The sequence below is a fragment of the Rhizobium sp. P1_E1 genome (genome assembly GCF_056406015.1).
On record NZ_JBFUAY010000020.1, the window covers coordinates 15,354 to 39,529 of the forward strand.

Here is a 24,176-nt window from a genome sequence, read left to right on the forward strand (position 1 = left end):
TTGTAAGTTCTAGTCGGCCGCGGATGCGAACTCCCCGCCCGCGCCTAAAGCGCGCCGCTCGCGCTTTAGATCATTATTTCGACGCATGTCGTTACCGCAAAACCGCTGCACACTTTTGCTCGACATGCTTTAAACCAAACCAGGACGAAAACGACCACTCATGGAAAAGCGCGTCACTTTCTCCTCAACGACGATCGGACTGCTCTTTGCATTTCCGATGCTGTTGCTGATCTTCGTCTTCTTCTATTGGCCGAGCGCACAGGCGCTCTATTGGGCGTTCACGCTCGAGCAGCCATGGGGCGGCGGCAATGCCTGGGTCGGTTTCGACAATTTTAGACAGCTGCTCACCGATCCGATCTATTGGGACTCGATCACCCGCAGCATGATCTTTGGCTTCAGCTCGACGGCCATTGCCATGGGGCTGGCGCTCATCCTGGCGCTTTTGACAGATCGTGAACTGCGCGGCCACAAGGTCTACCGGTCCGTCTTCATCTGGCCTTACGCAATTGCCGCTCCCGCTCTTGGCCTCGCCTTCCGCTTCATCCTGGCTCCGGAAGCCGGCCTTCTGTCGGTTATCAACCACGTCTGGCCCGGCCTCTGGAACCCCGCACTCGACGGCAAGGATGCGATGATCGCCGTCATCGTCGCCTTCTCCTGGAAATATATCGGCTACAACTTCATCTTCTTCCTCTCGGCGCTGCAAGGCATTCCGCGCTCGCTGATCGAGGCCGCCGCAATGGATGGTTCGGGGCCGATGCGCCGGATCTGGGATATCCAGCTGCCCCTGCTGACGCCGACGCTGTTCTTCCTGCTCGTCATCAACATCACCGAGAGTTTCCAGGATTCCTTCGGTATCGTCGACGTCATGACGCAGGGCGGCCCGGCGCGCGCCACCGAGCTCATGGTCTACAAGATCTATTTCGACGGCTTCAGAGGTCTCGACTATTCGGGCGCCGCAGCGCAATCCATCATCCTGATGGTGCTCGTTGTCCTTCTCACCATCTTCCAGTTCCGCTTCATCGAGCGGCGCGTGCACTACAAGTGAGGTCGCGGACATGATCGAACGCACGCCGATATTCAACTTCATCTGCTATACGCTTCTCGCGCTCGGCATGGTGATCGCGCTTCTGCCTTTCGCCATCGTCATCATCGCGTCGACGCTGGATCTGGAGACGGTCAATCGCGTGCCGCTGCCGCTCTCTCCGGGCTCGCATTTCTGGGAAAACGCTGAGACGGCCTGGGTTCGCGCCGATCTCGGCAACAAGCTGTTCCACAGCATCATCTTCGCCGCAACGGTCGGCGCCGGCAAAGTCATGCTGTCTTCCATGGCAGCCTTCTCCATCGTCTACTTCCGCTTCCGTGGCCGGTACGTGATTTTCTGGATCATCTTCATCACGCTGATGCTGCCGCTGGAAGTCCGCATCGTGCCGACCTATTCGATTGCGGCCAACGCGCTGCAGCCTTTCCAGACGATCCTCGACTTTACCGGCATAAGCTGGCTCGTTGCACAGATCACCGGCTTCCAGATCAAGCTCGAGTGGGGCCTGCTGAATTCCTATCCCGGTCTCGTTCTGCCGCTGGTCGCGACCGCGACCGGCACCTTCCTTTACCGGCAGTTCTACCTGACGGTTCCCGACGAACTTGCTGAGGCCTCGAAGATGGACGGATCGGGCCCGGTCCGGTTCTTTTGGGATATTCTGCTGCCGCTTTCGCGGCCAAACATGATCGCGCTCTTCACCATCATGTTCGTCTGGGCCTGGAACCAGTATCTCTGGCCGCTGCTGATCACCACCGATCCGAAATTCGGCATCGCCGTGACGCAGCTCAAGACCCTCATCCCGTCCGAATTCGGTCTGCCCGACTGGAACGTCGCCATGGCCGGAACCCTGATCATCATGTCGCCGCCATTGATCCTCGTCATTCTGATGCAGCGCTGGTTCGTACGCGGCCTTATCTCCACCGAGAAGTGAAGGAGTATTCCCTTGGCACCGATCTCCATTCGTGGCGTGAAGAAAAACTACGGCAAGAATCCCGTCGTTCACGGCGTCGATCTCGACATCCAGTCCGGCGAGTTCATCGTCATCCTCGGCCCGTCCGGCTGCGGCAAGTCCACCCTGCTGCGCATGATCGCCGGCCTCGAGGAAATCACTGGTGGTGAAATCGCCATTGACGGCCGCGTCGTCAACCAGCTGGAACCGCGCGAGCGCGGCTGCGCCATGGTGTTCCAGAACTATGCGCTCTATCCGCATATGAGCGTTGCCGAGAATATCGGCTACGCATTGAAGGTGGCCGGCGTCTCGAAGGCGGAGCGGAGCCGGCGCATCGGCGAGGTCGCCAAGGCGCTCAGCCTCGAACCCTTCCTCGAACGCCGGCCGGCCGCTCTTTCCGGCGGTCAGCGCCAGCGCGTCGCCATGGGCCGCGCGATGATCCGCGAACCGAAGGTGTTTCTTTTCGACGAACCGCTGTCGAACCTCGACGCCAAGCTGCGCATCGCCATGCGCGCCGAAATCCGCCGCTTGCACCGTCGTCTCGGCGCCACTTCGATCTTCGTCACGCATGACCAGACCGAAGCGATGACGCTGGCCGACCGGCTGGTGGTGATGAACGGCGGCAGGGTGGAGCAGGTCGGCACGCCGGAAGAGGTCTATCATCATCCGGTCTCGCGCTTCGTCGCGGGCTTCGTCGGCACGCCGGCGATGAACCTGCTCGAGGGCACGATCAATGACGAGGGCGTCTTCGTCTACGATCAGAGCCGCAAGGTCGTACTGCCGCGCGAACGCGCTGCACCGCTGAAAGGCAAACGCGTCGTACTCGGCATGCGCGCCGAAGCCGCCCGGCTGGTGGCCCCGGATGCGCCCGGCGCCCTCACCGCAACGGCCGATTTCATCGAAGAGCTCGGCGCGAGCCGCGTCGTGCACGCCGATTTCGACGGGCTGCCCTTTGCCGTGGCGCTGACCGAGGCCGTGAAGGTGAGGTCGGGCGATCCGATCGGCATCGCGATCGATTACGACCAGATCCACCTCTATGCCGCCGATACCGGCCGGATCATCGAGAACCCTGTTATGAAAGGCGCAGGCGCCGTCCCCGCCTAAAGCGGTCTGAGATGATCCTTGCAGAGCGTTCGGCGGCTGAGGATGTCAGCCGCTTGCTCGAACGTGAATTGCCTATCGGTGGATTGGGTCGATCCACGCGACGTCTTCCGGCTTTTCGACCGGCTCGATGTCGAGATTGACGACGACCGGTTCCTGGCCTGAGCGGACGAGCACGCATTCCAGCGTCTCGTCGCGGCTGGCGTTGATCTCCTGATGCGGCACAAAGGGCGGAACGTAGATGAAGTCGCCGGGGCCGGCCTCGGCAGTATATTCCAGATGCTCGCCCCAGCGCATGCGGGCCTTGCCCTTGACCACGTAGATGATGCTTTCGAGATCGCCGTGGTGATGGGCGCCGGTCTTGGCATTGGCATGGATCGTCACCGTTCCCGCCCAGATCTTCTCGGCGCCGGCGCGCGCATTGTTGATCGCCGTCGCGCGGTTCATGCCCGGCGTCTGTGCGGTGTTCGGATCGAGCGAATTGCCGGGAATGACCTTGACGCCATGTTCCCGCCAGTCGACATGATGCTGCTCGTGGTCGTCGCTCATGCCTTGCCTCCAGCTTCGATTTGGTCAGTCTAGGCCGGCGCCGGGCGGCGGCCAAGCAGATTTGCCGCTGGGCTGTCGCACAATATCTCGGCGCCCCGATAGCTTCTATGCACAAAGGAAAGAACGGACCCGATGAGCCATCTCCCGCAGATCGATTACGACACCGCTTCGGAAGAGGTTCGTGCGGCGCATGACGAGGAAATCGGGCTGCGCGGACGGATGACCAACATGAAGCGCACGCTGCTGCATTCGCCGGCCGCCCATCGCATCTATGCCGAATGGTTCACACTACGGGCCGAACTCGACCCCGCGATTAACGACCGGGCGATCTGGATTTTCTCGCATGCGATCTCGAAGGCGGCGCAATCGAAGATCGCCATCACCTTCTTTCGCCGGGCGCTGATCAACAAGGGTTTCAATCCCGACGCGCTGGAGCTTTCCGACGAAGAGGCGCTGCTCGACGCCTTCGGCAAGGCGATCGTCGCCGATTCCAACGCCGTTCCCGCTGAACTCTGGGTAAAGCTGAAAGAGCGCTACGAGACCAAAGTGCTCGTCGATCTCGTCGCCTTCGCCGGCATCATGCTGGCCACCGCCGTCTTCAACAATGTCGTCGAGGTCGATTTCGATCCCGAGCTTGAAGCCTTCGCCGAAGGTGCCAGCTCAGCCTAACCGCCGAGCGAAGCAATCGCGGACTTGACTGCGCCCACACCGGGCCTGGTCGGCCGGTATTCCAAACCGACGGCGCCGTCATAGCCGTTGGCGAAGATCCAGCCGAGGCGCGGAGCAAGGTCGATGCCGCCGGAACCCGGTTCGTTGCGGCCTGGGTGATCGGCGACATGGACGTGGATGATACGGTCGAGGCGGCCGTTCAGCACCTCTTCGGTACGTTCGTCCATCACTGCGGAATGGTAGATGTCGTAGACGATGCCAATCTCGGGGCGGGCGACGTCATCGATGATGTCGAGGCCTTCTCGGGTCGAATCGAGGAAGTAGCCGACATGGTCGATGCGGATATTGAGCGGCTCGACGCCGAGGCGGACACCGCTGCCTTTGAGGATATCGGCGCCGGCTCTCAGCGTTTCGGTGACTGCCCGGCGCTGTTCTTCGCGAGTCAAGCCCGGGAGATCGTCACCCGCCTGGGCGATCAGCACCGGCGCGCCGAGACGTTTCGCGACAGTGACGGATTCAGCCAGGCCTTTCAGCCAGGCCTGCCGGTTGGCGGCGTCGGTCAGCGCGATCATCGGTTCGGCGACGAGGCTGGTGACGGCAAGGCCGGTTTCCGTCAGCGCTGCCTCGATCGCGTCCAGATCCTTGTCGGTCCAGCGCCAGAATTCGATCGCCGTCAGCCCGGCCGCATGGGCGTGGCGGATGCGATCGGGAAAGCTGTCGCCTTCTTCGGCAAACAGCCACTCTATGCAGGCCGAATAACGTCGCATGAAAACTCCTCCCAAGTGTTGATGCAGGCATGCGACAGATCGGCGCCTGCCGCAAGAGGTGTTCGGGGCGCTTGACGCCGGGATTCATTGGCGGAACACTCAGCCCATCAGGCCGGAATCTCCGGCCGTTTGCGGAGGAAGACATGGACCTCGGATTGAAGGGAAAAACTGCCGTCATAACAGGTGCATCGGTCGGCATCGGGCTGGCGATCGCCGAGGGGCTGGCGGCTGAGGGCGCCAACCTCGTGCTGGCAGCGCGCGGCGGCGAACGGCTCGAGGCGGAAGCCGCCCGTATCGCCGAGACATACGGGGTCAGCGCCGCCGCTGTTGTCGCCGATGTGGCGACGGTTGCGGGAACCGAGGCGATCATAGCGGCGGCGGCCGAAAAAGGCGGCGCCGATATCCTCATCAACAATGCCGGCACCGGATCGAACGAGACGGTGATGGAGGCACCCGACGAGAAGTGGCAGACCTATTGGGACTTGCATGTGATGGCCGCCGTGCGGCTGGCGCGCGGCATCGCCCCGCAGATGAAGGAGCGCGGCGGCGGTGTGATCCTGCACAACGCCTCGATCTGTGCCGTTCAGCCGCTCTGGTACGAGCCGATCTACAATGTCAGCAAGTCGGCGCTGATGATGTTTTCGAAGACGCTCTCGACCGAACTCATCAAGGACAATATCCGTGTCAACTGCGTCAATGCCGGCCTGATCCTGACGCCCGACTGGATCAAGACCGCCAAGCAATTGACGGCCGAAACCGGCGGGAACTGGGAAGGCTACCTGCAGAGCGTCGCCAACGAGCACGCCGCCTCCAAACGCTTCGGCACACCGCAGGAGCTGGCAAATGTCTTCGTCTTCCTGAGTTCGGAGCGCGCGAGCTATTGCATCGGCTCGACCTATTTCGTCGATGGCGGCATGCTGAAGACGATCTGACCGAGACTGCCGGCTGGGCGCGCGGCGCCCGGTCTTTCTCAAGGCTGCCGGGCGTTTCTGTGGACGTTGCCGATACAAGCTATAAATAATAGCTATTTTGTTGTATGTTCACGCTTTTGACGCTATTTGCCTGCTATTGGCAGGATAAATACTGCGATTTCTACAAGGCGACGACGATGCTGACGAAAAAGGGAAAATACGGGCTGAAGGCGCTGGTCGACCTGGCGCGGCTGGCGCCGGGCGAGACTGCCTTCATCAATGACATCGCCGCCCGCAACAATATCCCGAAGAAGTTTCTCGATACCATCCTGCTCGAACTGCGCAATGTCGGCATCCTGCGCTCGAAGAAGGGACCGGGCGGCGGCTATTCTTTGTCACGGCCGGCCTCCGAAATCCGAATCGGCCATGTCATCCGCACGCTCGACGGGCCGTTGGCGCCGATCCGCTGCGCCAGCCGTACGGCTTACGAGGCCTGCGACGACTGTGCCGATCCCGAGACCTGTCAGGTGCGGCGCTCGATGACCGATGTTCGTGACGCGATCGCCGCCATTCTCGACAATATGACCCTCGAGCAGTTCGTCGCCGACGGCGGCCGCATCGAAGGCGCCAAAGAACAATTCCCGATCTCCGCCGCCAGCTGATTAGGCGCCGCAGGCCTTCGATATATATTCGCCTGCGGTGTGCATCAACTTATCCCGCGGCAGCGATAGCGCGTGAATGCGGGCATTGCGCCAATGGCGGTCGAGATTGAGGCCGATGCCGGCCGATGTTTCTCCTGCAAGTTCAAACAGCGCGTTTGCGGTGTCGAGCGCCGTTTCCCCGGCAAGGATTGCGGCGGCCGAGGCGGAAAAATGCGCGTCCGCCATCGCTGCCTCCATAGGATTGACCTGGGCAATGTCGAGTTTGCGGCCAGCCCGTTCTAAGGCTGCCGCCGTCGCTTCGATGCGGATGGCGCGCTCGCCGATCCGGGGGAGGATGGTCGCGCTGCGATCGCCAATCGCGGCCATCAGGTCGCTCCATGTGGCCCGCGCGATGCCCAGGCTGACGCCGGCCTTGAGCAGCAGGCCGAGCGAGATGCCGGTCGAATATCCGGAGGAGGGGGCAGGGGCAATCGCATCTGCATTGACGTGAAGCGTGCCGACGATCGCGGTCGCTGATCCATTGGTGCGCTGGCCGAAGCCGTCCCAATCGTCGACCACCTGCACGCCTTCATCATCGCGTGCGAGATAGAGCGTCACCGGGCGGCTGGGCGGGGCGGTGGCAGCAGCGGCGATCCAGTCGGCGAATAGAATACCGGGCGCCTGCCGCGTGCGCCCACTCAGGCGGTAGCCCGGACCTTCGGCGGTAAGCTCGGCCCCATCGGTGAAGGTGGCGGCCGAAAAGCGGTCGCCTAGCAGCACACGGGCAAACAGCGATGCCTTCAAATCCTCGGCAGCCTGGGTGCGGAGCGTTTCCAGTACGCAAAAGTGATTTTCCAGCGCCTCGCCGATCGAGGCATCGCCCTCGGCGATGATTGCAACGATTTCGGCGAGCAGGGCGTTCGACACGTCGAGCCCTTCATGGTCAGGCGGTACGGCGATTGCCGTCAGCCCGGATACCGACAGCGCATCAAGCTCGGCAAAGGGCAGGATGCGGTTGATATCGCGCTCGCTCGCCTGACGCCGGAATGCGGCGGCGAGATCGCGGGCCGTGGATATTGCCTCTTCTTCGCTTTCGATGCGATGCGCGGGAGGCCTCAGGCTCTCATGAAACTGCGATACCGTTCCCATCGGTCACTCTTTTCTCTATGGATATAGGAGTGAGGGATTGCCCCTCGAATGATAAGGCCGGTTTTTCTACAAAACCCGTGTGCTTTGAATTTTCTTACCAGCTTGATTGCCCTGTTCTCCACGCTACTTACGGTGAAGTGGGGCTTCCTTAATCGAGAAATATGATGAGCGACTCTCGTGCTCGCAACAGCGAGGTTTCGAAAATGGCGCGCCAGCCGAGACCGCGTCTGACGCTGGATATTGCCGGTATCCCAACCTATGCGATCGGCGATATTCACGGTCGCTACGATCTGCTTGTGAAAGCCGAGGCGGCGATCCTGCGCGATGGCGGGCAGTTGCCCGGGCGTAAGCTGATCGTCACGCTCGGCGACTATATCGACCGCGGCCCGGAATCGTCACAGGTCATCGACCATCTCATGGAGCCACCGCCGGATGGATTCGACCGCATCTGCCTTGCCGGCAATCACGAAGTCGCCATGCTCGACTATATCGACGGCTGGATCTCCTATGACGATTGGATGCAGATGGGGTCAGCGGAGCTGCTCAAATCCTATGGCCTCGATCCGGAGCACCTGCCGCTGGTCTTCCCCACTGGCGCGAAGCTCGATGCCTTCATACGGCAGTCGCTGCCGCGTACGCATATCGATTTCATGCGGGCGATGCCTGTCCTGCTGGAAACCCCAAGCGTGATTTTCGTGCATGCCGGCATCAATCCGAAACTGCCGCTCGACAGGCAGACGGACGAGGATCTGGTCCTCATCCGCCAGCGGTTTCTCGAAAGCCGGGTGCCGCTACCAAAACTCGTCGTTCACGGCCATACGCCGAACGACGAACCCGATATACGGCCGAGGCGGCTCAATATCGATACGCGCGCCTATCGCAGCGGCAGACTCACCGTCGCCCGCTTCTGGCAGGGCAAGGTGCATCTGTTTTCGACCTGACTTCCGTTTCCTCAGCCGGGTGGAATCGTCTCAGACGACCCCTTCCTTGACCGGCTCTGTCTTCGCTGGCTCTACAGTGGCCGGCCGCTTGCGGCGCCAGCCGCGCAGCACGACGTAGAAGACTGGCGTCAGGAACAGGCCGAAGATCGTCACACCGAGCATGCCCGAAAAGACGGCGGTACCGAGCGACTGGCGCATTTCGGCGCCGGGGCCGGTGGCGATGGCAAGCGGCAGAACACCGAAGATGAAGGCGAATGCCGTCATCAGGATCGGGCGCAGGCGAAGATGGCTGGCCTCGATAGCCGCCTCCACCGGCGACTTCCCCTCGTCTTCCGCTTGCCTGGCGAACTCGACGATCAGAATGGCGTTCTTGGCCGCAAGGCCGATCAAGACGATCAGGCCGATCTGCGTCAGGACATTGTTGTCCATTCCCCTCAGAGAGACCCCGATTAATGCCGCGAGCACCGCAAGCGGGACGATGAGAATGATCGCCAGGGGCAGAACCCAGCTTTCATATTGCGCCGCCAGCGCCAGGAAGACGAAGACGACGGACAGGGCAAAGATATAAATGGCGGTGTTGCCGGTGTGGGTCTCCTGATAGGCGAGTTCCGTCCATTCGAAGGTGGTCCCCTGCGGCAGGATCTTCGCCGCCAGCGCTTCCATCTTGGCGATGGCATCGCCTGTCGACGTGCCCGGCGTCGGATTGCCCTGAAGCGGCACCGAGACGTACATGTTGTAGCGCTGGACAAGCGCCGGGCCGCTGGCATCCTGGATGTCCATCAAGGTTCCAAGCGGAACCAGCGCGCCGGTCGCCGACCGGACTTTCAGAGCAAGGATGTCTTCCCGGTCCATGCGGTATTGCCGGTCGGCCTGGGCGCGAACCTGGTAGACGCGGCCGAACGCATTGAAATCGTTCACATAGGCGACGCCGAGATTGATGGAAAGGGCGTTGAAGATATTGGGGATCGGCACATTCAGGAAACGCGCCTTGTCGCGGTCGATCGCCAGGAAATATTGCGGGCTTGCATCGGAGAATGTCGTAAAGACGCCGGTCAGCCCTTCGGTCGTTGCCGCCGCACCCATCATCTGCCGGGCGAGGCCGAGCACGCGCGTCATGTCGGCGTTCTCGAGATCGGAAATCTGCATCTTGAAGCCGCCGGAATTGCCGACGCCACGCACGGATGGCGGCGGGATGGCAATGATGAAGGCTTCCTGGATGCTTTGCAGCTTTCCGTAAAGCTCGCCGATGATCTTGTTGGCATTCTCCCCGCCTTCTTCACGTTCGGCAAAGGATTTGAACGGGACGAAGACGACGCCGGCATTCGAGGCATTGGTGAACGTCGCCCCGCTGAAGCCGGCAAATTGCACGGCATTGCCGACGCCGGGCACTGTGCGGGCGATATCGCCCACCTGTTTGACGACGGCATCGGTTCGTGCGAGCGAGGCGCCGTCCGGTAGCTGTATGACGATGATGGCGTAACCCTGGTCCATGGTCGGGATAAAGCCCGCGGGAACTTTCGTGCCAATGTACCAGGTCGCTCCGAGCAGGCAGGCGAAGGTGACCATTGCGCCTGTCAACCCAATCCAGCTGCTGACCAGATGCCGAACGGTCCATGAATAGCCGGAACTCAGCCGATCGAATCCATGGTTGAAGCCGTTTGCAAGCCCCCTTCCCACACGGGATGCGACATTCATGCGCTTGGTTTCATGGTCATGGGTTTTCAGCAATATGCCTGCGAGCGCGGGCGACAGTGTGAGCGAATTCAATGCGGAAATTGCAGTGGTGACGGAGATCGTGACCGCGAACTGCCTGTAGAACTGGCCAGAGATGCCTGGAATGAAGGCTGTCGGCACGAACACGGCGATCAGCACCAGCGAGATGGCGACGACGGCGGTTCCGACTTCGTCCATTGTGACGTGAGACGCCTGCTTCGGCGTCATGCCGCGTGCCAGATTGCGCTCGACGTTTTCCACCACCACGATCGCGTCATCGACTACGATACCGATCGCCAGTACGAGACCGAACAGGGTGAGCATGTTGAGCGAGAAGCCAAAGGCGAGCAGGACGGCGAAGGTGCCGATCAGCGATACCGGGATGGCAATGATCGGAATGATCGCGGTTCGCCAGGATTGCAGGAAGACAAGAACGACGATTGCCACCAGGATGGCCGCTTCTGCAATGGTTCTATAGACCTCGGTGATCGAATCCGAGATGAATTCGGTCGTGTCGTAGACGATACGATATTCCAGACCCGGCGGGAAATTCTGGGATATGTCCTTCATGAGCGTCTGGACTTGATGGGCCGTGTCCAGGGCGTTGGTTCCCGGCCGGGCGAAGATGCCGAGAGCAACTGCGGGATCGTTGTTGAGATAACTGTTGGTGACGTAATCCTGTGCGCCGAGTTCGATCCGGGCGACATCCTGCAACTGCACGAGCCGCCCCGATGTCGTCGATTTCACAATGACATATCGGAACTCGCGCACGTCGGAGAAGCGGCCATCCGTTCGCACCGTATATTCGAATGCATTCTTGCCGGTGACGGGTGGGGCACCGATCTTGCCGCCTGATACCTGGACGTTCTGATCTCTCAACGCGGAGACGACGTCATCGGATGTCATCCCGTAAGCGGAGAGCTTTTCCGGATCCAGCCAGATTCGCATCGAATACTGGCGCTCGCCAAAGATCTGCACGTCGCCGACGCCGTCAAGGCGCACGAGAACGTCGCGGATGCGGTTGCGGGCGTAGTTCGAGACGTAAAGCTGGTCATAGCGGTGCGATGGCGAAAGCAGGTGCACCACCATCATCAGATCCGGCGAGCTTTTGTCGGTGGTCACGCCAAGCCGCTGGACTTCCTCGGGAAGACGGGGAAGGGCGATGGAAACGCGGTTCTGGACGAGCACCTGGACCTTGTCGAGATCGGTGCCGAGCTTGAAGGTGATCGTCAGCGACATCGCGCCGTCGGCGCTGGAGTAAGAAGACATGTAAAGCATGTCTTCGACGCCGTTGATCTGTTGTTCGAGCGGCGTCGAAACGGTATCGGCGATCGTCTGCGGGTCGGCACCCGGATAAGAGGTGCGCACGACGATGGTCGGCGGCGCTATCTCCGGATACTGCGATACCGGCAATTGCGTATAGGCAATGCCGCCGACGACGAGAAGAAGGATCGAGATCACGGCCGCAAAGATCGGCCGGTCCACGAAAAAATGAGCAAATCTCATTGTCCGCTCTCCGCGCCGGCGGTTTCGGGCGCAGTGTCCTGCCGCTCCTGCGGCAGTTCGGTCATCTGAGGCGTGATCTTTGCACCCGGCCGGGCGCGCATAAGGCCATTGACGATGATCGTCTCGGTGCCGTCAAGGCCCTCGCGTATGACACGGTAGCCGTAGAGCCGCGGTCCGGGTCTCACCGGCTTGGTCGAAACCGTGCCGTCTGTCCCGACGACATAAACGACGCGCTCATTCTGGTCCGAGCCGATGGCCTCGTCGGGGACGAGAATGGCCTGGTAGGTGTTGGAGGCTTCGACCTGTATGCGACCGAAGAGGCCGGGCTGAAGGACGAGATCGGGGTTGGGGAAGCGGGCACGGAGACGAATGGTGCCACTCTCATTGTCGACTCGGTTCTCGGCGAAATCGAGCTTTCCCTTGAATGGTTTGGCACTGGGATCCGAGATCGTCACGGACACATCCAGTCCGCCGCCGCCCTGCTGGAGATCCTTGCCCAGTTTGCGCGCCGTGTCGGCGAAATTCAGCAGGCGGCGCTCATCGACGTCGAAATAGAAATCGATCGGGTCGAGCGAAACGATCGTCGTCAACACAGTCTGGTCGGTCTGCACGAGGTTGCCGGCCGAGATCAGCCGGCGGTCGATGCGGCCGCTGAGCGGCGCCTTGATCTCGGTATATTCCATGTCGAGAGAGGCGCGATCGGCTGCGGCCTGCGCGCCGCGGACATTGGCCTCGGCCGAATCGAATTCCCGGCGGCGATCATCCAGCGTCTGGGCCGACTGGCTGCCGCTCGCAGCAAGCGATTGCGCGCGTTTATATTGCGCATCGGCAAAGACCAGGGCGGATTGCGACGATTCGAGTGTCGCTTTTGCCTGATTGAGCGCGGTTACGAACGGTCGCTGATCGATAACGAAGAGCAGGTCGCCCTGCTTGACCAATGCGCCGTCCTGGAAATGGATTTCCTGCAGGTAACCACCGACGCGCGAGCGAACGGAGACTTCGTCGACCGGCTCGAAACGGCCGATGAATTCGTCGCTGTCGACGACATCGCGAACGACCGGCTTGGCGACGGTGACGGGCGGGGGGGCGCTCTGGGCCAGCGCGGGGAGAGGCATGAATGCGGCAATATAGCCAAGCACCACCATCTGCCGAAGCGCGTAAGTCATACCGGTCCTCCAATCTCGACGGCCGATTCACTGCCGCCAACCTCAAGATGAAGTGATGCTGTTCAGGTCTTGCTGCTTTGAACGAGGGCCTCTGCCCCCATGATTCCCCCGGCGTTCAATCCCTTGGAAAAGGAAGGCCGGCACGCAATGCACATCAGAAAAATTGTAACCCTATGGAATTGGACTATAAACGGCAGCGGCGAAAAATTGCAAATGCCAATTGGTAACGATTCCGCAATCCATCAAAACGTTACGGGGGCATCAGCTCTCGACGATCTCGTCTCTGCCGGGTGGGAGAGCGGCGAGTTCGGCCCAGTCGAGCTCCTGAGAAATTGAAAAATATCGATCTCTTCGGCGCGGCGCATCGGACGGCGAAAGGGAGGAGCCACAGGATATGTTTGACCGGTCTGCGGCATTTTAGCCGCTGCCGTTGAATCTGCCGTCCATGCCCTTGCGCGACACGCATGCTCAATATATCTACCGATATTATAAGTATGCTTATAAATAACGGCACAGGTTTTCATGAACGCCACTCCCACCCTCGGTTTCCTTCTCCACGACGTCGCACGGCTGCTGCGCAAGCGGTTCGAGCAGCGCGCGAAGTGCCTTGGGCTGACCCGGTCGCAATGGCAGACGCTTGCCTATCTCTCGAATAACGAAGGCATCCATCAAGGTGGCCTTGCCGAAATCCTCGAAGTCGAGCCGATCACGCTGGTGCGCATTCTCGACAAGCTCGCCGAACGCGGGCTGATCGAGCGCCGCCAGCACCCGACCGACCGACGCATCTGGCTTCTCTACATGCGCGACGAGGCGCACCCGCTGCTCGCCGAAATGCGCGAGCTCGGCGACACCACCCGTGCGGAAGCGTTGCAAGGCGTCTCGGCCGAGCAGCGCGAGCAGCTTTTCCACATCCTATCCGTAATGAAGACGAACCTGGTTCAGGCATGCCGGAGCCCGGTTGACGAGAATGAGACGAACGATGGCTGATCAATCCCCCCTCCGCGTCGTTGCCGACGCCAGTGCCAAGAACCCTGTCGAAGAAAACCAAGAGAAACAGCAGGAAACGGTAGCCGAAGCGCCTTCATCCAATTCAGCGCCGGCTGCCGCCGTGGCTGCGCCTGGCGGCAACAAGGTCCGCCGCCGGCGCAGTCTCACGCGGCCGATCCTGTTTGCCTTGCTGCCGGTGGCGCTCGTCGTCGGCGGTTATTATTACGTCAATGGCGGCCAGGTGATGTCGACGGACAACGCCTATATCCAGGCCGACATGGTCGGGCTTACCACCGATGTCTCGGGTATCGTCGACCAGATCAACGTGCATGAGAACGAGGCCGTCAAGGCGGGGCAGGTGCTCTTCAGCCTGCGGTCGGATTCTTTCAAGATTGCGCTCGATGGCGCCAAGGCGCAGCTCGGCGCGCAGCGCAACCAGATCATGAATCTCAAGGCCAGCTATCAGCAGTCGCTTGCCGAGATCACCCAGGCGCAAGCCGACCTGCCCTATTATCAGGATCAGTTTGACCGGCAGCAAAACCTCGTCAACAACGGCAGCGCGACGCAGTCGGCCTATGACGAAGCCAAGCACAATCTGGAAGCCGCGCAGCAAAAGGTTGCCGTCGCCAAGGCGGAAGCCGCAACGACACTCGCCCAGCTCGGCGGCAATGCCGACCAGCCGGTCGAGGAAAACCCGCTCTACCTGCAGGCCAAGTCGCAGGTCGACAATGCCCAGCGCGAACTCGACCACAGCGTCGTCAAGGCGCCATTCGACGGCATCGTCACCAATGTCAACGCGCTGCAGGTCGGTTCCTACCTGCAGGCTTCGCAGCAGGCCTTCTCACTTGTTGCCACCGACCATCTGTGGATCGCCGCCAGCCCGAAGGAAACCGAACTCACCTACGTCAAGCCCGGCCAGACGGCCGAGATCTATATCGACACCTATCCTGGCGTGACATGGAAAGGCAAGGTTGAGAGCATCAGCCCGGCCTCCGGCTCCAGCTTCTCGCTGCTGCCGGCGCAAAACACTACGGGCAACTGGGTGAAGGTCGTCCAGCGCATTCCGATGCGCGTCAGCATCGAGGACACCGAAGGCAAGCCGCCGCTGCGCGTCGGCATGAGCACGGTGGTCGATGTCGAGACCGGCCATGCCCGCGGCCTGCCTGATTTCGTCAACAAGCTTCTGGGTTGGCCTCAGGGCAAGGATCATGAGTAACGCTTCCGCTTCTCCGGCGACGCCGATTGCCAATCGCGGTGCGATCACGGCTTGCGTCATTCTCGCCGTCATCATGCAGGCGCTGGACACGACGATCGCCAACGTCGCGCTGCCCTATATCCAGGGCAGCGTGTCGGCCTCTGCCGACCAGATCAACTGGGTGCTGACTTCCTATATCGTCGCGGCGGCAATCATGACGCCGCCGTCGGGCTTCCTCGCCGCCAAGTTCGGCCGCAAACGCGTGCTGCTCGTCGCCATCGCCGGCTTTGTGGCGGCCTCCGTTCTCTGCGGCCTGGCGCAATCGCTGAACCAGATCGTCGCCTTTCGCCTGCTGCAAGGCCTGTTCGGGGCATCGCTGGTGCCGCTTTCCCAGGGCATCCTCCTCGACATCTATACTGTCGAGGAGCGCGGCTCGGCCATGGCCCTTTTCGGCGTCTCGGTCATGGTCGGGCCGGTGCTTGGGCCCGTCATCGGCGGCTGGCTGACCGACAATATCAGCTGGCGCTGGGTATTTTATATCAACGTGCCGATCGGCGCGCTCGCCTTCATGGGCATCGTCGTCTTCGTCACCGAGACCAAGAGGGATCTGCTCGCCAAACTGGACTGGTTCGGCTTCGGGATGATGAGCCTCGGTATTGCCGCGCTGCAGCTCTTTCTCGACCGCGGCGAGCAGCTCGACTGGTTCTCCTCGGGCGAGATCGTCGTCGAGGCGCTGATTTGCGCTGCCGCCTTCTATCTGCTGGTCGTGCACACGCTGACGGCGGAGAAATCCTTCGTGAACCCGAAGCTGTTCCTCGACCAGAACTTCTCGATCAGCATGATCTTCATCTTTGTGATCGGCATTACCTATCTCGCCTCACTGGCGCTGATGACGCCCTATCTGCAGACGCTGATGGGCTATCCCGTCATCACCGCCGGCATCGTCATGGGGCCGCGCGGGCTCGGCACCATGCTCTGCATGTTCATCGTCGGGCGGCTGGTCGGCAAGGTCGATACGCGCGCGTTGCTGGCGCTCGGCTTGGGGCTCACCGCATGGGCGATGTATGACATGACCGGCTGGACACCCGACGTCTCGCAATGGACGATCGTTTCGGTCGGCTTCATCCAGGGCGCCGGTCTCGGCTTTCTGTTCGTGCCGCTGACTACGATCGCTTTTTCCACGCTGCCCGCCCATATGCGCGGCGACGGCACAGGTCTCTACAACTTGTCGCGAAACATCGGCTCGGCGGTCGGCATCTCGATCGTCTCGGCGCTGATCGTCGAGAACACGCAGAGCAATCATGAATCGATCGCGGCCTATGTGACGCCGTTCAATCACGCTTTCAATGCGGTGGCTGCGCAGGGGCTCAGCCCGGTGACTGCGGCCGGCCGCGCCTCGCTCAACGAGGTCATCACGCTGCAAGCGACGATCATTGCCTATATGGACGATTTCAAGCTGCTGATGCTGATGTCGCTTGCAGTCATCCCGCTGGTGCTATTGCTACGCAAACCGAAGGCAGCACCTGCCGTCGACCACAGCGCCGTGATGGAATGAACTCCAGGCGTTGCCGCAATTCCGGACGGAAAACTGCGTCGCGCTTTTCGGCATCATGCTCTAGCGGAACGGCTTGCTGAGATAACGCGATCCCGGAATGCCGAAGCGCCATAGTGCTTCGGCATTTTTGGTGATGCCGATGCGTTTGCCCGAGACGATCGGCACCGGTGCGGACGGCGTGATCGCATAGGGCGGGCGATCGAGCAGCCTGTCATTGATCTCGATATCGATGCCGAGTGCCTGGCAGAGCTTGCCGGGACCACTGCAGAGCGACGTCAGTATATCGGTGCCGCGCCGCTCGATCATCACAGGAATTCCCGTTTCCGGCTCCAGGGCGCGGATGAGTGCAGCCGAGCCCGGATGGCAGACGAAATTCAGGCACCAGTACATGCCGTAGATGCGGTAGATATAGACGTTGCCCGGCTTGCCGTACATGGCGCCGTTGCGCTTGGTCGGGCCGCGGAAGCTGTGCGAAGCCTCGTCATCGGGGAAATAAGCTTCGGTCTCGGTGATGCGTCCGCCGACGCCGTCCACGGTCAGATGGCAGCCGAGCAGGTCGCGAGAGACGGTGATCGCATCGCGCTCGAAAAACTTCCTGAGGCTTTCGCCGGTGAGCGTGCCGGTGCCGATCGCACCTGATATCGTTCCACCATCGGTCATATCAGACGCAGATAACATTCAACGCGCTTATCGTCATCCCAAAACCGTTTCATCCGTTTGCGCGACAGGGATCAGCGGCCGGCGTTCGGATCGCGCATCGGGATCGAGGATGATGTCACCGAGACCGGGTCGCTCGCCGGGAAGGAGTCTTCCAGACCCTCCTCCAGCTCTTCCTCGAGCAAAGCGGGGTCCTTGCTGCGCGCGCCGTCGCCATGGGCAGGTTCGATCGCTGCGGCAAGCAGGGCCTTGGCACGCAAGACGGCGTTTTCCGACGTCAGCTCAGGCGTGCTGCGCAGCGTCACGGCAATGCTGTCTTCGCCTTCGCCGCCGAATTCGACGACGAAGCCGTCTTCCGTCTGGTAGACGGTGATATCGTTGAGTGCCATGGCCGTTCTCCGTGGGCGCTCATATTAGCAAGGCGCATTTTAGTGAAGCGCGTTTTCGGAATTTTGTCGAGCGAAGACCTTTACCAGCCAGTCGATGAAGACGCGCACGCGCGGCGAAAGCTGGCGGTTACGGGGGTAGAGCAGGGAAACCGGCGTCGGGGTCAGCGGAAAATCCTGCAGCACGCGGACCAGCGTGCCCGCGGCAAGGTCCTTTTCGGCGTGATAGCGCGGAATCTGGATCATGCCGAGGCCCATCCTCGCCGCTGAAATATAGCTTTCGGCGGCGTTGACCGCGACGGTGGCGGGAATGGAGATGTCACGCACCCTGCCGTCGACGATGAATTCGAGCGGCAACAGGCTGCCGGTGCTGCTGGAGCGGAAGCCAACCATGCGATGGCCGTCAAGCCGGTCAGGGTGCTGCGGCAGGCCATGGGTGGCGATATAGTCAGGAGAGGCGAGTGTCACCTCATCGAGCATGGCAACGCGCCGGGCGACCATGTCGCTGTCTTGCGGCGTGCCGACGCGCAGCACGCAATCGATGCCTTCGCGCACCAGATCGACCAGCCGGTCGCCCTCGCTCATGTAGAATTCGATCTCGGGATAGGTCTCTAGAAAAGACGGCAGGCTCGGCAGCACGAAATGCCGGGCGAGCGTGCCGTGCACATCGACGCGCAGCAGGCCCTTCGGCTTGGCGCCGGCGAAAGCGCCTTCGGCATCTTCGATATCGGCAAGGATCGACAGGCAGCGCTGGTAATAGGCTTCGCCGTCGAGCGTCGGGCTGACATGGCGTGTCGTGCGCTGGAGCAGACGCACGCCGAGGCGGGCTTCGAGCTGCTTTATCGCATCGGTGACGGTCGAGCGCGGCAGGCCGGTGTCTTCGGCGGCAAGCGTGAAGCTGCGGCGTTCCACGACGCGGCAAAACACGCGCATGGCATCAAATCTGTCCATCTAGTTGTTCGTAATTCCCGGATAGTGATGCGGGATAATGCCTGATTATCCGCAGAATGAACAGGTGCATCTTCTCCTCATTGAAAACGCGCTGCGGCGCATGATGAAGGAGAAGGACAATGGCTTCCAAAGAAAACGGCAAGGTGGCACTGGTCACCGGTGCTTCCCGCGGCATTGGAGCGGCAGTCGCCCGACGCCTCGCCAAGGACGGTTTCACCGTCGTCATCAACTATTCCGGCAATGCCGCTCCGGCCGAGGAATTGGTCCAGGAGATCGAGCAAGCCGGCGGCAAGGCGCTGACGGCGAAAGCCGATGTCAGCGACGCCGAAGCCGTCCGCCGCATGTTCGATGCCGCGGAAGCCGCTTTCGGCGGCGTCGATGTGCTTATCAACAATGCCGGCATCATGATGCTCTCTTCGCTTGCCGAGGCCGATGACGCCAATTTCGATCGGCAGATCGGCGTCAATCTGAAGGGCACCTTCAATACGCTGCGAGAAGCCGCCAAGCGGCTGCGTGACGGCGGCCGGGTCRTCAACTTCTCGACGTCGGTCGTCGGCCTGAAGCTCGAAACCTATGGCGTTTACGCTGCCACCAAGGCTGCCGTGGAAACATTGACGGCGATCATGGCCAAGGAGATGCGGGGCCGCAACATCACGGTCAACGCCATCGCACCTGGCGCTGTGGCCACCGACCTCTTCCTCAACGGCAAGTCGGACGAACTGATCGCCCGCATGGCGAAGATGAACCCGCTGGAACGCCTCGGCACACCGGAAGACATCGCCACTGCGGTTGCCTTTCTTGCCGGTCCGGACGGCGGCTGGATCAACGGCCAGACGCTGCGCGCCAATGGCGGCGTGATCTGATGAAGGGCTGGCGGCTGTCTCGATGCCGCCGCCAATCTCAAGCTTCCACTTCAACCAACCCCAATCGAACCCAGAAGGAATAGGATCATGAGCAAGCAAGTCATTATCATCACCGGCGCTTCCAGCGGTTTCGGCGCTCTTACCGCCCGCGCCCTCGCCAAGGCCGGCCATACCGTCTATGCCGGCATGCGCGCAACGGAAGGCCGCAACGCTCCGGCCGTCGCCGATGCGGCTGAATTCGCCAGGGACAATAACGTCGATCTGCGCTCGGTCGAACTCGATGTCGCCTCCGACGCCTCGGTTGTATCCGGTATCGCCCGGATTATCGCCGATGAGGGCCGCCTCGATGTCATCATCCACAATGCTGGCCATATGTCCTTCGGCCCGGCCGAAGCCTTCACGCCGGAACAGTTCGCCGAGCTCTTCGACATCAACGTGCTTTCCACCCAGCGCGTCAACCGCGCGGCACTCCCCTATCTGCGCAAGCAGGGCAAGGGTCTGCTGGTCTGGGTATCGTCGTCGAGCAGCCGCGGCGGCACGCCTCCCTACCTCTCGCCCTATTTCGCCGCCAAAGCGGCGATGGATTCACTTGCCGTCTCCTATGCCAGCGAGCTTACCCGCTGGGGCATCGAGACCTCGATCATCGTGCCCGGCGCCTTCACCAAGGGCACCAACCACTTCGCCCATTCCGGTTCGCCGGATGATACCGCCCGCGCCGCCGAATATAATGAAGGACCCTACAAGGGTGTGCCGGAACAGGCGCTGCAGGGCCTGGCAGCACTCGAACCTGCTGACGCCGATGCCGGCACGGTAGCCGTCGCCATCGTCGATGTCGTCGGCAAGCCGTTCGGTACGAGGCCGTTCCGCGTCCATATCGATCCATCCGCGGACGGCGCGGAGATCGTCAACGGCGTCGCCGACCGTGTCCGGGCGGAATTGTTCCGCCGCATCGGCCTCGAGGACCTGCTGAAGCCGGCTGCCAGGAATTGAAATCCCGCCCGCCGCTGGCGCGGGAACATGGGAGCCGACCCGTTATCGCAATTATGTGAACGTGATTGCGGAATTTATCCTTACAATCCTGCGGGGAGTGCGTATATCTGTTTTATCGCGAGAGAGTGGAATTCCCTGCCGCTCTCTTCCGACCTCCAAAGCCTGCCGCGCCCTTGCTATGGTGCGACAGGCTTGATGTTCAAAGTTGTACATTGCGGCCCGTCGAAGGTTTCCCCTGCCTTCCGGGCCGTATTTGTCTTGGCGCTCAGACGTCGTTCAATCTCGCCTCGACCAGAAGCTTCACCAGCCAGTCGACGAAGACGCGCACCTTGTTGCTGAGATGGCGGTTCGGGGGGTAGACGACGTAAAGCGGTAGCGGATCGCGACGCCAATCTGGCAGCACGCGGACGAGTTCGCCCCTTGCCATCGGCTCGCGCGCCATGAAGATCGGCACCTGCGCGATGCCGAGGCCCGTCAGCGCAGCTGTCAGATAGGTGCGGCTATCGTTGACCGAGGCGATGTAACGCGGACTGGTTTCGATCACCTCGTTGTGCCGGCGAAATTCGAAGGGCAGAGTCCGGTTGTTCTGGGCGCGGAAATAGTTGACGGAGTAATGATCAGCCTCCAGATCCTCGGGCCGCTCGGGCATGCCGAATTTCTGGATGTAGCTCGGCGCAGCACAGGTGATCATCTCGACTTCGGAGACGCGCCGCGCAATCAGCGACTGGTCGGCCGGCGTGCCGGCCCGTAGCGCGCAATCGACATTTTCCGCAAGATAATCGACCGTGCGGTCGCCGACACCGAGGTCGATACGGATGTCGGGATAACGCTGATAGAAATCGCAAAGAGCCGGAACGACGATCCAATCGGCGAAAGCGCCGGCCATCTCCACACGCAGCCGCCCGCTCGGCAGGCTCTGCGAATTGGAGAGGCTGCCATCAAGCTCTTCCAGTTCAGAAATAATCTGGGCGGCGCGTTCGTAATAAAGCGCACCGTCCGTGGTCACCATCACCCGGCGCGTGGTACGGTTCAAAAGCTTGGTGCGCAGATGCGCCTCCAGACCCTGGATGAGATTGGTCACCGTCGCCTTGGGCATGGCGAGCATGTCGGCGGCGCGGGTGAAATTGCCCGTCTCCACGACGCGAATGAAGACGCGCATTGCCGAGAGCTGATCCATCGGTTTCAAATCCGCAGTTTGCGTTGCACCATTGTTCGAAATCTGGAACAGTGTTATCGCGATATAGCTTCTTATTCCTTGGTTGGAATAACAATATCTTTTTTGTAGAAAATGCAAGCGGCAGGCGTTGTCTGCTTGTGGCCGATGCAAAAGAGACCGGAAGCATGACGGTGGAATGGAAAGATATGAGGCTGGACAAGGTGGCCATCGGCCCCGTTTCCGCACGCATCTACCAGGGCGCCGATTACGGCAAGGGTCCGCCGATCGTGCTTTACCTGCATGGCGGCGCATTTCTGGACAGCGACAAGAATGTCGACCGGCCGGTAGCGATGAGTCTCGCCAAGGCCGGCGCGATCGTCGTTGCTGCCGATTACAGCAGCCTGTCCGGCAACATATTCCCGCAAGCGTTGGAAGTCTCCTTCTCCGTTTTCACCTATCTCGCCAACAAACGCGCCGGTCTTGGCGACCGCAAGTCGCTGCTTTTCGTCGCCGGCGAAGAAGCAGGCGGCAATGTTGCCGCCGGCGTGGCGCTGAAGGCGCGCGACCAGATGCCGGACGCGCTCGACGGCCAGGTCCTGATTTCGCCGCTGCTCGATCCCTTCATGGGCACGTCCTCGATCCGCAAGGCCGAAGCCATCGGCATGCGCCAACGCTGGACGGAGGGCTGGAGCCACTATCTGAGCGGCGGCGGTTGCCACCCTTATGCGGCGCCTTGCCTCTGTTCGCGTATTTCGGGCGTCGCGCCGGCGCTGATATTCACTGCGGAGGACGATCCTCTGCACGACGAGACAATTGGTTACGGTGCCCGCCTGAAACAGGCCGGCGTCGGTGTGCGTCAGCATGTCCTTCCCGCCGGGACGGGCTGGCCCTCGATTTATGGTGGGAAATCCGACGGAGCGCCGGACTGGCAGGAAAACGTCAGCCGCCATTTCGGAAGCTTCCTTCGGGACGTAAGCGTTCAACCGCAATTGCATTGAAGAAGACCTGATATTTCGGCGGCCTTGAGCCGCAAGGAGAGTACCGATGACGTCCAGAAAGAAGCGCTGGGCCCTTGTGGGCGCCGGCATAGGCCTTGTTGCGTCCGTTTCCGGCGCCGCATTGTTTTTCGAACTGCCGATGAGCACGACCGCCACGGCCGCCTCCGCCCCTGCACAGGCTCCCGCTGTGCCGGTGACGGTTGCCGTCGTTGCGGCGCGCGATGTGACGGCCTGGGAGAATTTCTCCGGCCGTCTGGAAGCCGTCGACCGTGTGCAGGTGCGTTCCCGTGTTGCCGGCGCCATCCTGTCGGTGGCTTTCCGCGAAGGGGCGTTGGTGAAGCAGGGCGACCTGCTCTTCACCATCGACCCGGCCCCCTACCAGGCGAGCGTGGCGCAGGCGCAAGGCCAGGTCGCTTCGGCCGAAGCCAAGGTCAGCCTGGCGCAGACCGAACTCGACCGCGGCCGCAGGCTTTCCGACAACCGCACCATCTCCCAGAGCGATCTCGATCAGCGCCAGAGTTCGCTGGCCGAGGCTCAGGCGGGGCTGCGTTCGGCGCAAGCTGCCCTGCAGTCGGCCCAGCTCGATCTCGATTATACTGAAGTGCGGGCTCCGGTTTCCGGCCGCATCGGCAAGATCGAGGTGACCGCCGGTAACCTCGTCGCGGCCGGTTCGACCTCGCCGGCGCTGACGACGCTCGTTTCTGTCGATCCGATCTATGCGAGCTTCAATGCCAGCGAAGAGATGGTGACGCGCGCGCTTGCCCAGCTTCCGCAGACGGATAGCGCCCTGCCTGCCGTCGAGCAGATCCCGGTCGAGGTCGGCACGCTGACCGACAGCGGCACGCCGATCAAGGGCAGGCTGCAACTGATCGACAACGAGGTCGATGCATCAAGCGGCACGATCGGCGTGCGCGCCGTCTTCGATAATCCGGGCGGGCGTCTCATCCCCGGCCAGTTCGTGCGGGTGCGCATGGGCCAGCCGAAGGCCGAGAACAAGATCGTCATCAGCGACCGTGCCGTCGGCACGGACCAGGACAAGAAGTTCGTCTTCGTCGTCGATGGTGAGAACAAGGTCGCCTATCGGCAGGTCCAGCTCGGCACGCTGGCCGACGGCCAGCGTGTAGTCGAAAGCGGCCTGAACGTCGGCGAAAAGATCGTCGTCAACGGTCTRCAGCGCATCCGTCCAGGTGCAGTCGTCGCACCTCAGATGGAAGAGAAGGTCGCGACCGCGCAGTAAAGACTTTGCCTTCCCCTCCGGGGGAAGGCCAATACCCGAAATGATATGACCCGCCGGCGGCTCCCAAACCGCCGGAGAGGGACGTTGCATCCATGTTCAC

23 protein-coding genes are annotated in these 24,176 nt (G+C 61.5%); 14 read left to right on the plus strand and 9 right to left on the minus strand.

Features of this window, described 5'->3' with window-relative positions:
- Window positions 1-160: 160 nt before the first annotated feature.
- Genes AC1D1Z_RS10385 through AC1D1Z_RS10395 form a run of 3 tightly spaced genes read left to right on the plus strand, consistent with a single transcriptional unit; the run spans window position 161 to window position 3,092 of the window.
- Entirely contained in the window at window positions 161-1,045 is an 885-nt protein-coding gene (locus AC1D1Z_RS10385; RefSeq protein ID WP_018446921.1) for a carbohydrate ABC transporter permease, read from the plus strand.
- Window positions 1,046-1,055: 10 nt separating this feature from the next.
- Window positions 1,056-1,970, plus strand: coding sequence for an ABC transporter permease subunit (locus AC1D1Z_RS10390; RefSeq protein WP_130652963.1), 915 nt, complete (start codon window positions 1,056-1,058; stop codon window positions 1,968-1,970).
- Between the two features lie 12 nt (window positions 1,971-1,982).
- On the plus strand, window positions 1,983-3,092 hold the full coding sequence (locus tag AC1D1Z_RS10395; protein ID WP_018446919.1) for a sn-glycerol-3-phosphate import ATP-binding protein UgpC: 1,110 nt from the start codon (window positions 1,983-1,985) through the stop codon (window positions 3,090-3,092).
- 72 nt (window positions 3,093-3,164) lie between these two features.
- On the opposite strand, the gene AC1D1Z_RS10400 is transcribed toward AC1D1Z_RS10395, so the two are convergent.
- Entirely contained in the window at window positions 3,165-3,638 is a 474-nt protein-coding gene (locus AC1D1Z_RS10400; protein ID WP_018446918.1) for a cupin domain-containing protein, read from the minus strand.
- 132 nt (window positions 3,639-3,770) lie between these two features.
- On the opposite strand from AC1D1Z_RS10400, the gene AC1D1Z_RS10405 reads away from it, so the two are divergent.
- Entirely contained in the window at window positions 3,771-4,307 is a 537-nt protein-coding gene (locus tag AC1D1Z_RS10405; RefSeq protein WP_018446917.1) for a carboxymuconolactone decarboxylase family protein, read from the plus strand.
- Here the strand turns inward: AC1D1Z_RS10405 and AC1D1Z_RS10410 are convergent.
- Complete coding sequence (locus tag AC1D1Z_RS10410) at window positions 4,304-5,074, minus strand: TIM barrel protein (protein ID WP_018446916.1); 771 nt, start codon at window positions 5,072-5,074, stop codon at window positions 4,304-4,306. The genes AC1D1Z_RS10405 and AC1D1Z_RS10410 overlap by 4 nt on opposite strands.
- Before the next feature lie 143 nt (window positions 5,075-5,217).
- Between AC1D1Z_RS10410 and AC1D1Z_RS10415 the strand changes: the two genes are divergently transcribed.
- Entirely contained in the window at window positions 5,218-6,006 is a 789-nt protein-coding gene (locus tag AC1D1Z_RS10415) for an SDR family NAD(P)-dependent oxidoreductase (protein ID WP_018446915.1), read from the plus strand.
- A gap of 176 nt (window positions 6,007-6,182) precedes the next feature.
- Window positions 6,183-6,647, plus strand: a complete 465-nt coding sequence (locus AC1D1Z_RS10420; protein ID WP_026188508.1) for an RrF2 family transcriptional regulator — start codon at window positions 6,183-6,185, stop codon at window positions 6,645-6,647.
- Here the strand turns inward: AC1D1Z_RS10420 and AC1D1Z_RS10425 are convergent, their stop codons facing one another.
- Window positions 6,648-7,775: a monooxygenase gene (locus AC1D1Z_RS10425; protein ID WP_130652962.1), complete on the minus strand. Its 1,128-nt coding sequence runs from the start codon at window positions 7,773-7,775 to the stop codon at window positions 6,648-6,650. It abuts the gene before it with no gap.
- Window positions 7,776-7,939: 164 nt separating this feature from the next.
- Here AC1D1Z_RS10425 and AC1D1Z_RS10430 point away from each other — a divergent pair, with 164 nt between their 5' ends.
- Entirely contained in the window at window positions 7,940-8,716 is a 777-nt protein-coding gene (locus tag AC1D1Z_RS10430) for a metallophosphoesterase family protein (protein WP_197728263.1), read from the plus strand.
- Window positions 8,717-8,746: 30 nt separating this feature from the next.
- Here AC1D1Z_RS10430 and AC1D1Z_RS10435 read toward each other — a convergent pair whose 3' ends face one another.
- Both AC1D1Z_RS10435 and AC1D1Z_RS10440 read right to left on the minus strand, forming a co-directional pair.
- Window positions 8,747-11,935, minus strand: a complete 3,189-nt coding sequence (locus tag AC1D1Z_RS10435) for an efflux RND transporter permease subunit (protein ID WP_130652961.1) — start codon at window positions 11,933-11,935, stop codon at window positions 8,747-8,749.
- Complete coding sequence (locus AC1D1Z_RS10440) at window positions 11,932-13,101, minus strand: efflux RND transporter periplasmic adaptor subunit (RefSeq protein ID WP_447011000.1); 1,170 nt, start codon at window positions 13,099-13,101, stop codon at window positions 11,932-11,934. The genes AC1D1Z_RS10435 and AC1D1Z_RS10440 overlap by 4 nt, the downstream gene beginning before the upstream one ends.
- 522 nt (window positions 13,102-13,623) lie before the next feature.
- Between AC1D1Z_RS10440 and AC1D1Z_RS10445 the strand changes: the two genes are divergently transcribed.
- Genes AC1D1Z_RS10445 through AC1D1Z_RS10455 form a run of 3 tightly spaced genes read left to right on the plus strand, consistent with a single transcriptional unit; the run spans window position 13,624 to window position 16,838 of the window.
- A complete protein-coding gene (locus AC1D1Z_RS10445; protein WP_003542422.1) occupies window positions 13,624-14,088 on the plus strand; it encodes a MarR family winged helix-turn-helix transcriptional regulator in 465 nt (154 codons plus the stop codon).
- A complete protein-coding gene (locus AC1D1Z_RS10450; protein WP_130652960.1) occupies window positions 14,081-15,304 on the plus strand; it encodes an HlyD family secretion protein in 1,224 nt (407 codons plus the stop codon). Before AC1D1Z_RS10445 ends, AC1D1Z_RS10450 begins: the two co-directional genes overlap by 8 nt.
- Entirely contained in the window at window positions 15,297-16,838 is a 1,542-nt protein-coding gene (locus AC1D1Z_RS10455) for a DHA2 family efflux MFS transporter permease subunit (RefSeq protein ID WP_018243336.1), read from the plus strand. The genes AC1D1Z_RS10450 and AC1D1Z_RS10455 overlap by 8 nt, the downstream gene beginning before the upstream one ends.
- Window positions 16,839-16,898: 60 nt before the next feature.
- Here AC1D1Z_RS10455 and AC1D1Z_RS10460 read toward each other — a convergent pair whose 3' ends face one another.
- The 3 genes from AC1D1Z_RS10460 to AC1D1Z_RS10470 are packed head-to-tail and all read right to left on the minus strand — an operon-like array spanning window position 16,899 to window position 18,832.
- Complete coding sequence (locus tag AC1D1Z_RS10460; RefSeq protein WP_130652959.1) at window positions 16,899-17,516, minus strand: DNA-3-methyladenine glycosylase; 618 nt, start codon at window positions 17,514-17,516, stop codon at window positions 16,899-16,901.
- 53 nt (window positions 17,517-17,569) lie between these two features.
- The gene (locus AC1D1Z_RS10465) at window positions 17,570-17,884 is read right to left on the minus strand and encodes a hypothetical protein (RefSeq protein ID WP_012758722.1); all 315 of its coding nucleotides are present in this window, start codon (window positions 17,882-17,884) and stop codon (window positions 17,570-17,572) included.
- 39 nt (window positions 17,885-17,923) lie between these two features.
- A complete protein-coding gene (locus AC1D1Z_RS10470; RefSeq protein WP_130652958.1) occupies window positions 17,924-18,832 on the minus strand; it encodes a LysR family transcriptional regulator in 909 nt (302 codons plus the stop codon).
- 119 nt (window positions 18,833-18,951) lie between these two features.
- Between AC1D1Z_RS10470 and AC1D1Z_RS10475 the strand changes: the two genes are divergently transcribed.
- Window positions 18,952-19,695 (plus strand): SDR family oxidoreductase, encoded by a 744-nt coding sequence (locus tag AC1D1Z_RS10475; RefSeq protein ID WP_477850425.1) that lies wholly within the window; start codon window positions 18,952-18,954, stop codon window positions 19,693-19,695.
- 87 nt (window positions 19,696-19,782) lie between these two features.
- Window positions 19,783-20,685, plus strand: a complete 903-nt coding sequence (locus AC1D1Z_RS10480; protein WP_130652956.1) for an SDR family oxidoreductase — start codon at window positions 19,783-19,785, stop codon at window positions 20,683-20,685.
- A 265-nt stretch (window positions 20,686-20,950) separates the two neighbouring features.
- Here the strand turns inward: AC1D1Z_RS10480 and AC1D1Z_RS10485 are convergent, their stop codons facing one another.
- Window positions 20,951-21,862 (minus strand): LysR family transcriptional regulator, encoded by a 912-nt coding sequence (locus tag AC1D1Z_RS10485; RefSeq protein ID WP_018243330.1) that lies wholly within the window; start codon window positions 21,860-21,862, stop codon window positions 20,951-20,953.
- Between the two features lie 164 nt (window positions 21,863-22,026).
- Here AC1D1Z_RS10485 and AC1D1Z_RS10490 point away from each other — a divergent pair, with 164 nt between their 5' ends.
- Both AC1D1Z_RS10490 and AC1D1Z_RS10495 read left to right on the plus strand, forming a co-directional pair.
- Entirely contained in the window at window positions 22,027-22,839 is an 813-nt protein-coding gene (locus AC1D1Z_RS10490) for an alpha/beta hydrolase fold domain-containing protein (RefSeq protein WP_130652955.1), read from the plus strand.
- Between the two features lie 46 nt (window positions 22,840-22,885).
- A complete protein-coding gene (locus tag AC1D1Z_RS10495) occupies window positions 22,886-24,076 on the plus strand; it encodes an efflux RND transporter periplasmic adaptor subunit (protein WP_018446904.1) in 1,191 nt (396 codons plus the stop codon).
- Window positions 24,077-24,176 lie beyond the last annotated feature (100 nt).

Excerpts from the sequence above, each read along its gene's own strand:
- AC1D1Z_RS10385 (WP_018446921.1), top strand. The coding sequence starts at position 161 with ATGGAAAAGCGCGTCACTTTCTCCTCAACGACGATCGGACTGCTCTTT.
- AC1D1Z_RS10390 (WP_130652963.1), top strand. The coding sequence starts at position 1,056 with ATGATCGAACGCACGCCGATATTCAACTTCATCTGCTATACGCTTCTC.
- AC1D1Z_RS10400 (WP_018446918.1), bottom strand. The coding sequence starts at position 3,638 with ATGAGCGACGACCACGAGCAGCATCATGTCGACTGGCGGGAACATGGC.
- AC1D1Z_RS10405 (WP_018446917.1), top strand. The coding sequence starts at position 3,771 with ATGAGCCATCTCCCGCAGATCGATTACGACACCGCTTCGGAAGAGGTT.
- AC1D1Z_RS10410 (WP_018446916.1), bottom strand. The coding sequence starts at position 5,074 with ATGCGACGTTATTCGGCCTGCATAGAGTGGCTGTTTGCCGAAGAAGGC.
- AC1D1Z_RS10415 (WP_018446915.1), top strand. The coding sequence starts at position 5,218 with ATGGACCTCGGATTGAAGGGAAAAACTGCCGTCATAACAGGTGCATCG.
- AC1D1Z_RS10420 (WP_026188508.1), top strand. The coding sequence starts at position 6,183 with ATGCTGACGAAAAAGGGAAAATACGGGCTGAAGGCGCTGGTCGACCTG.
- AC1D1Z_RS10425 (WP_130652962.1), bottom strand. The coding sequence starts at position 7,775 with ATGGGAACGGTATCGCAGTTTCATGAGAGCCTGAGGCCTCCCGCGCAT.
- AC1D1Z_RS10430 (WP_197728263.1), top strand. The coding sequence starts at position 7,940 with ATGAGCGACTCTCGTGCTCGCAACAGCGAGGTTTCGAAAATGGCGCGC.
- AC1D1Z_RS10435 (WP_130652961.1), bottom strand. The coding sequence starts at position 11,935 with ATGAGATTTGCTCATTTTTTCGTGGACCGGCCGATCTTTGCGGCCGTG.
- AC1D1Z_RS10440 (WP_447011000.1), bottom strand. The coding sequence starts at position 13,101 with ATGACTTACGCGCTTCGGCAGATGGTGGTGCTTGGCTATATTGCCGCA.
- AC1D1Z_RS10445 (WP_003542422.1), top strand. The coding sequence starts at position 13,624 with ATGAACGCCACTCCCACCCTCGGTTTCCTTCTCCACGACGTCGCACGG.
- AC1D1Z_RS10450 (WP_130652960.1), top strand. The coding sequence starts at position 14,081 with ATGGCTGATCAATCCCCCCTCCGCGTCGTTGCCGACGCCAGTGCCAAG.
- AC1D1Z_RS10455 (WP_018243336.1), top strand. The coding sequence starts at position 15,297 with ATGAGTAACGCTTCCGCTTCTCCGGCGACGCCGATTGCCAATCGCGGT.
- AC1D1Z_RS10460 (WP_130652959.1), bottom strand. The coding sequence starts at position 17,516 with ATGTTATCTGCGTCTGATATGACCGATGGTGGAACGATATCAGGTGCG.
- AC1D1Z_RS10465 (WP_012758722.1), bottom strand. The coding sequence starts at position 17,884 with ATGGCACTCAACGATATCACCGTCTACCAGACGGAAGACGGCTTCGTC.
- AC1D1Z_RS10470 (WP_130652958.1), bottom strand. The coding sequence starts at position 18,832 with ATGGACAGATTTGATGCCATGCGCGTGTTTTGCCGCGTCGTGGAACGC.
- AC1D1Z_RS10480 (WP_130652956.1), top strand. The coding sequence starts at position 19,783 with ATGAGCAAGCAAGTCATTATCATCACCGGCGCTTCCAGCGGTTTCGGC.
- AC1D1Z_RS10485 (WP_018243330.1), bottom strand. The coding sequence starts at position 21,862 with ATGGATCAGCTCTCGGCAATGCGCGTCTTCATTCGCGTCGTGGAGACG.
- AC1D1Z_RS10490 (WP_130652955.1), top strand. The coding sequence starts at position 22,027 with ATGACGGTGGAATGGAAAGATATGAGGCTGGACAAGGTGGCCATCGGC.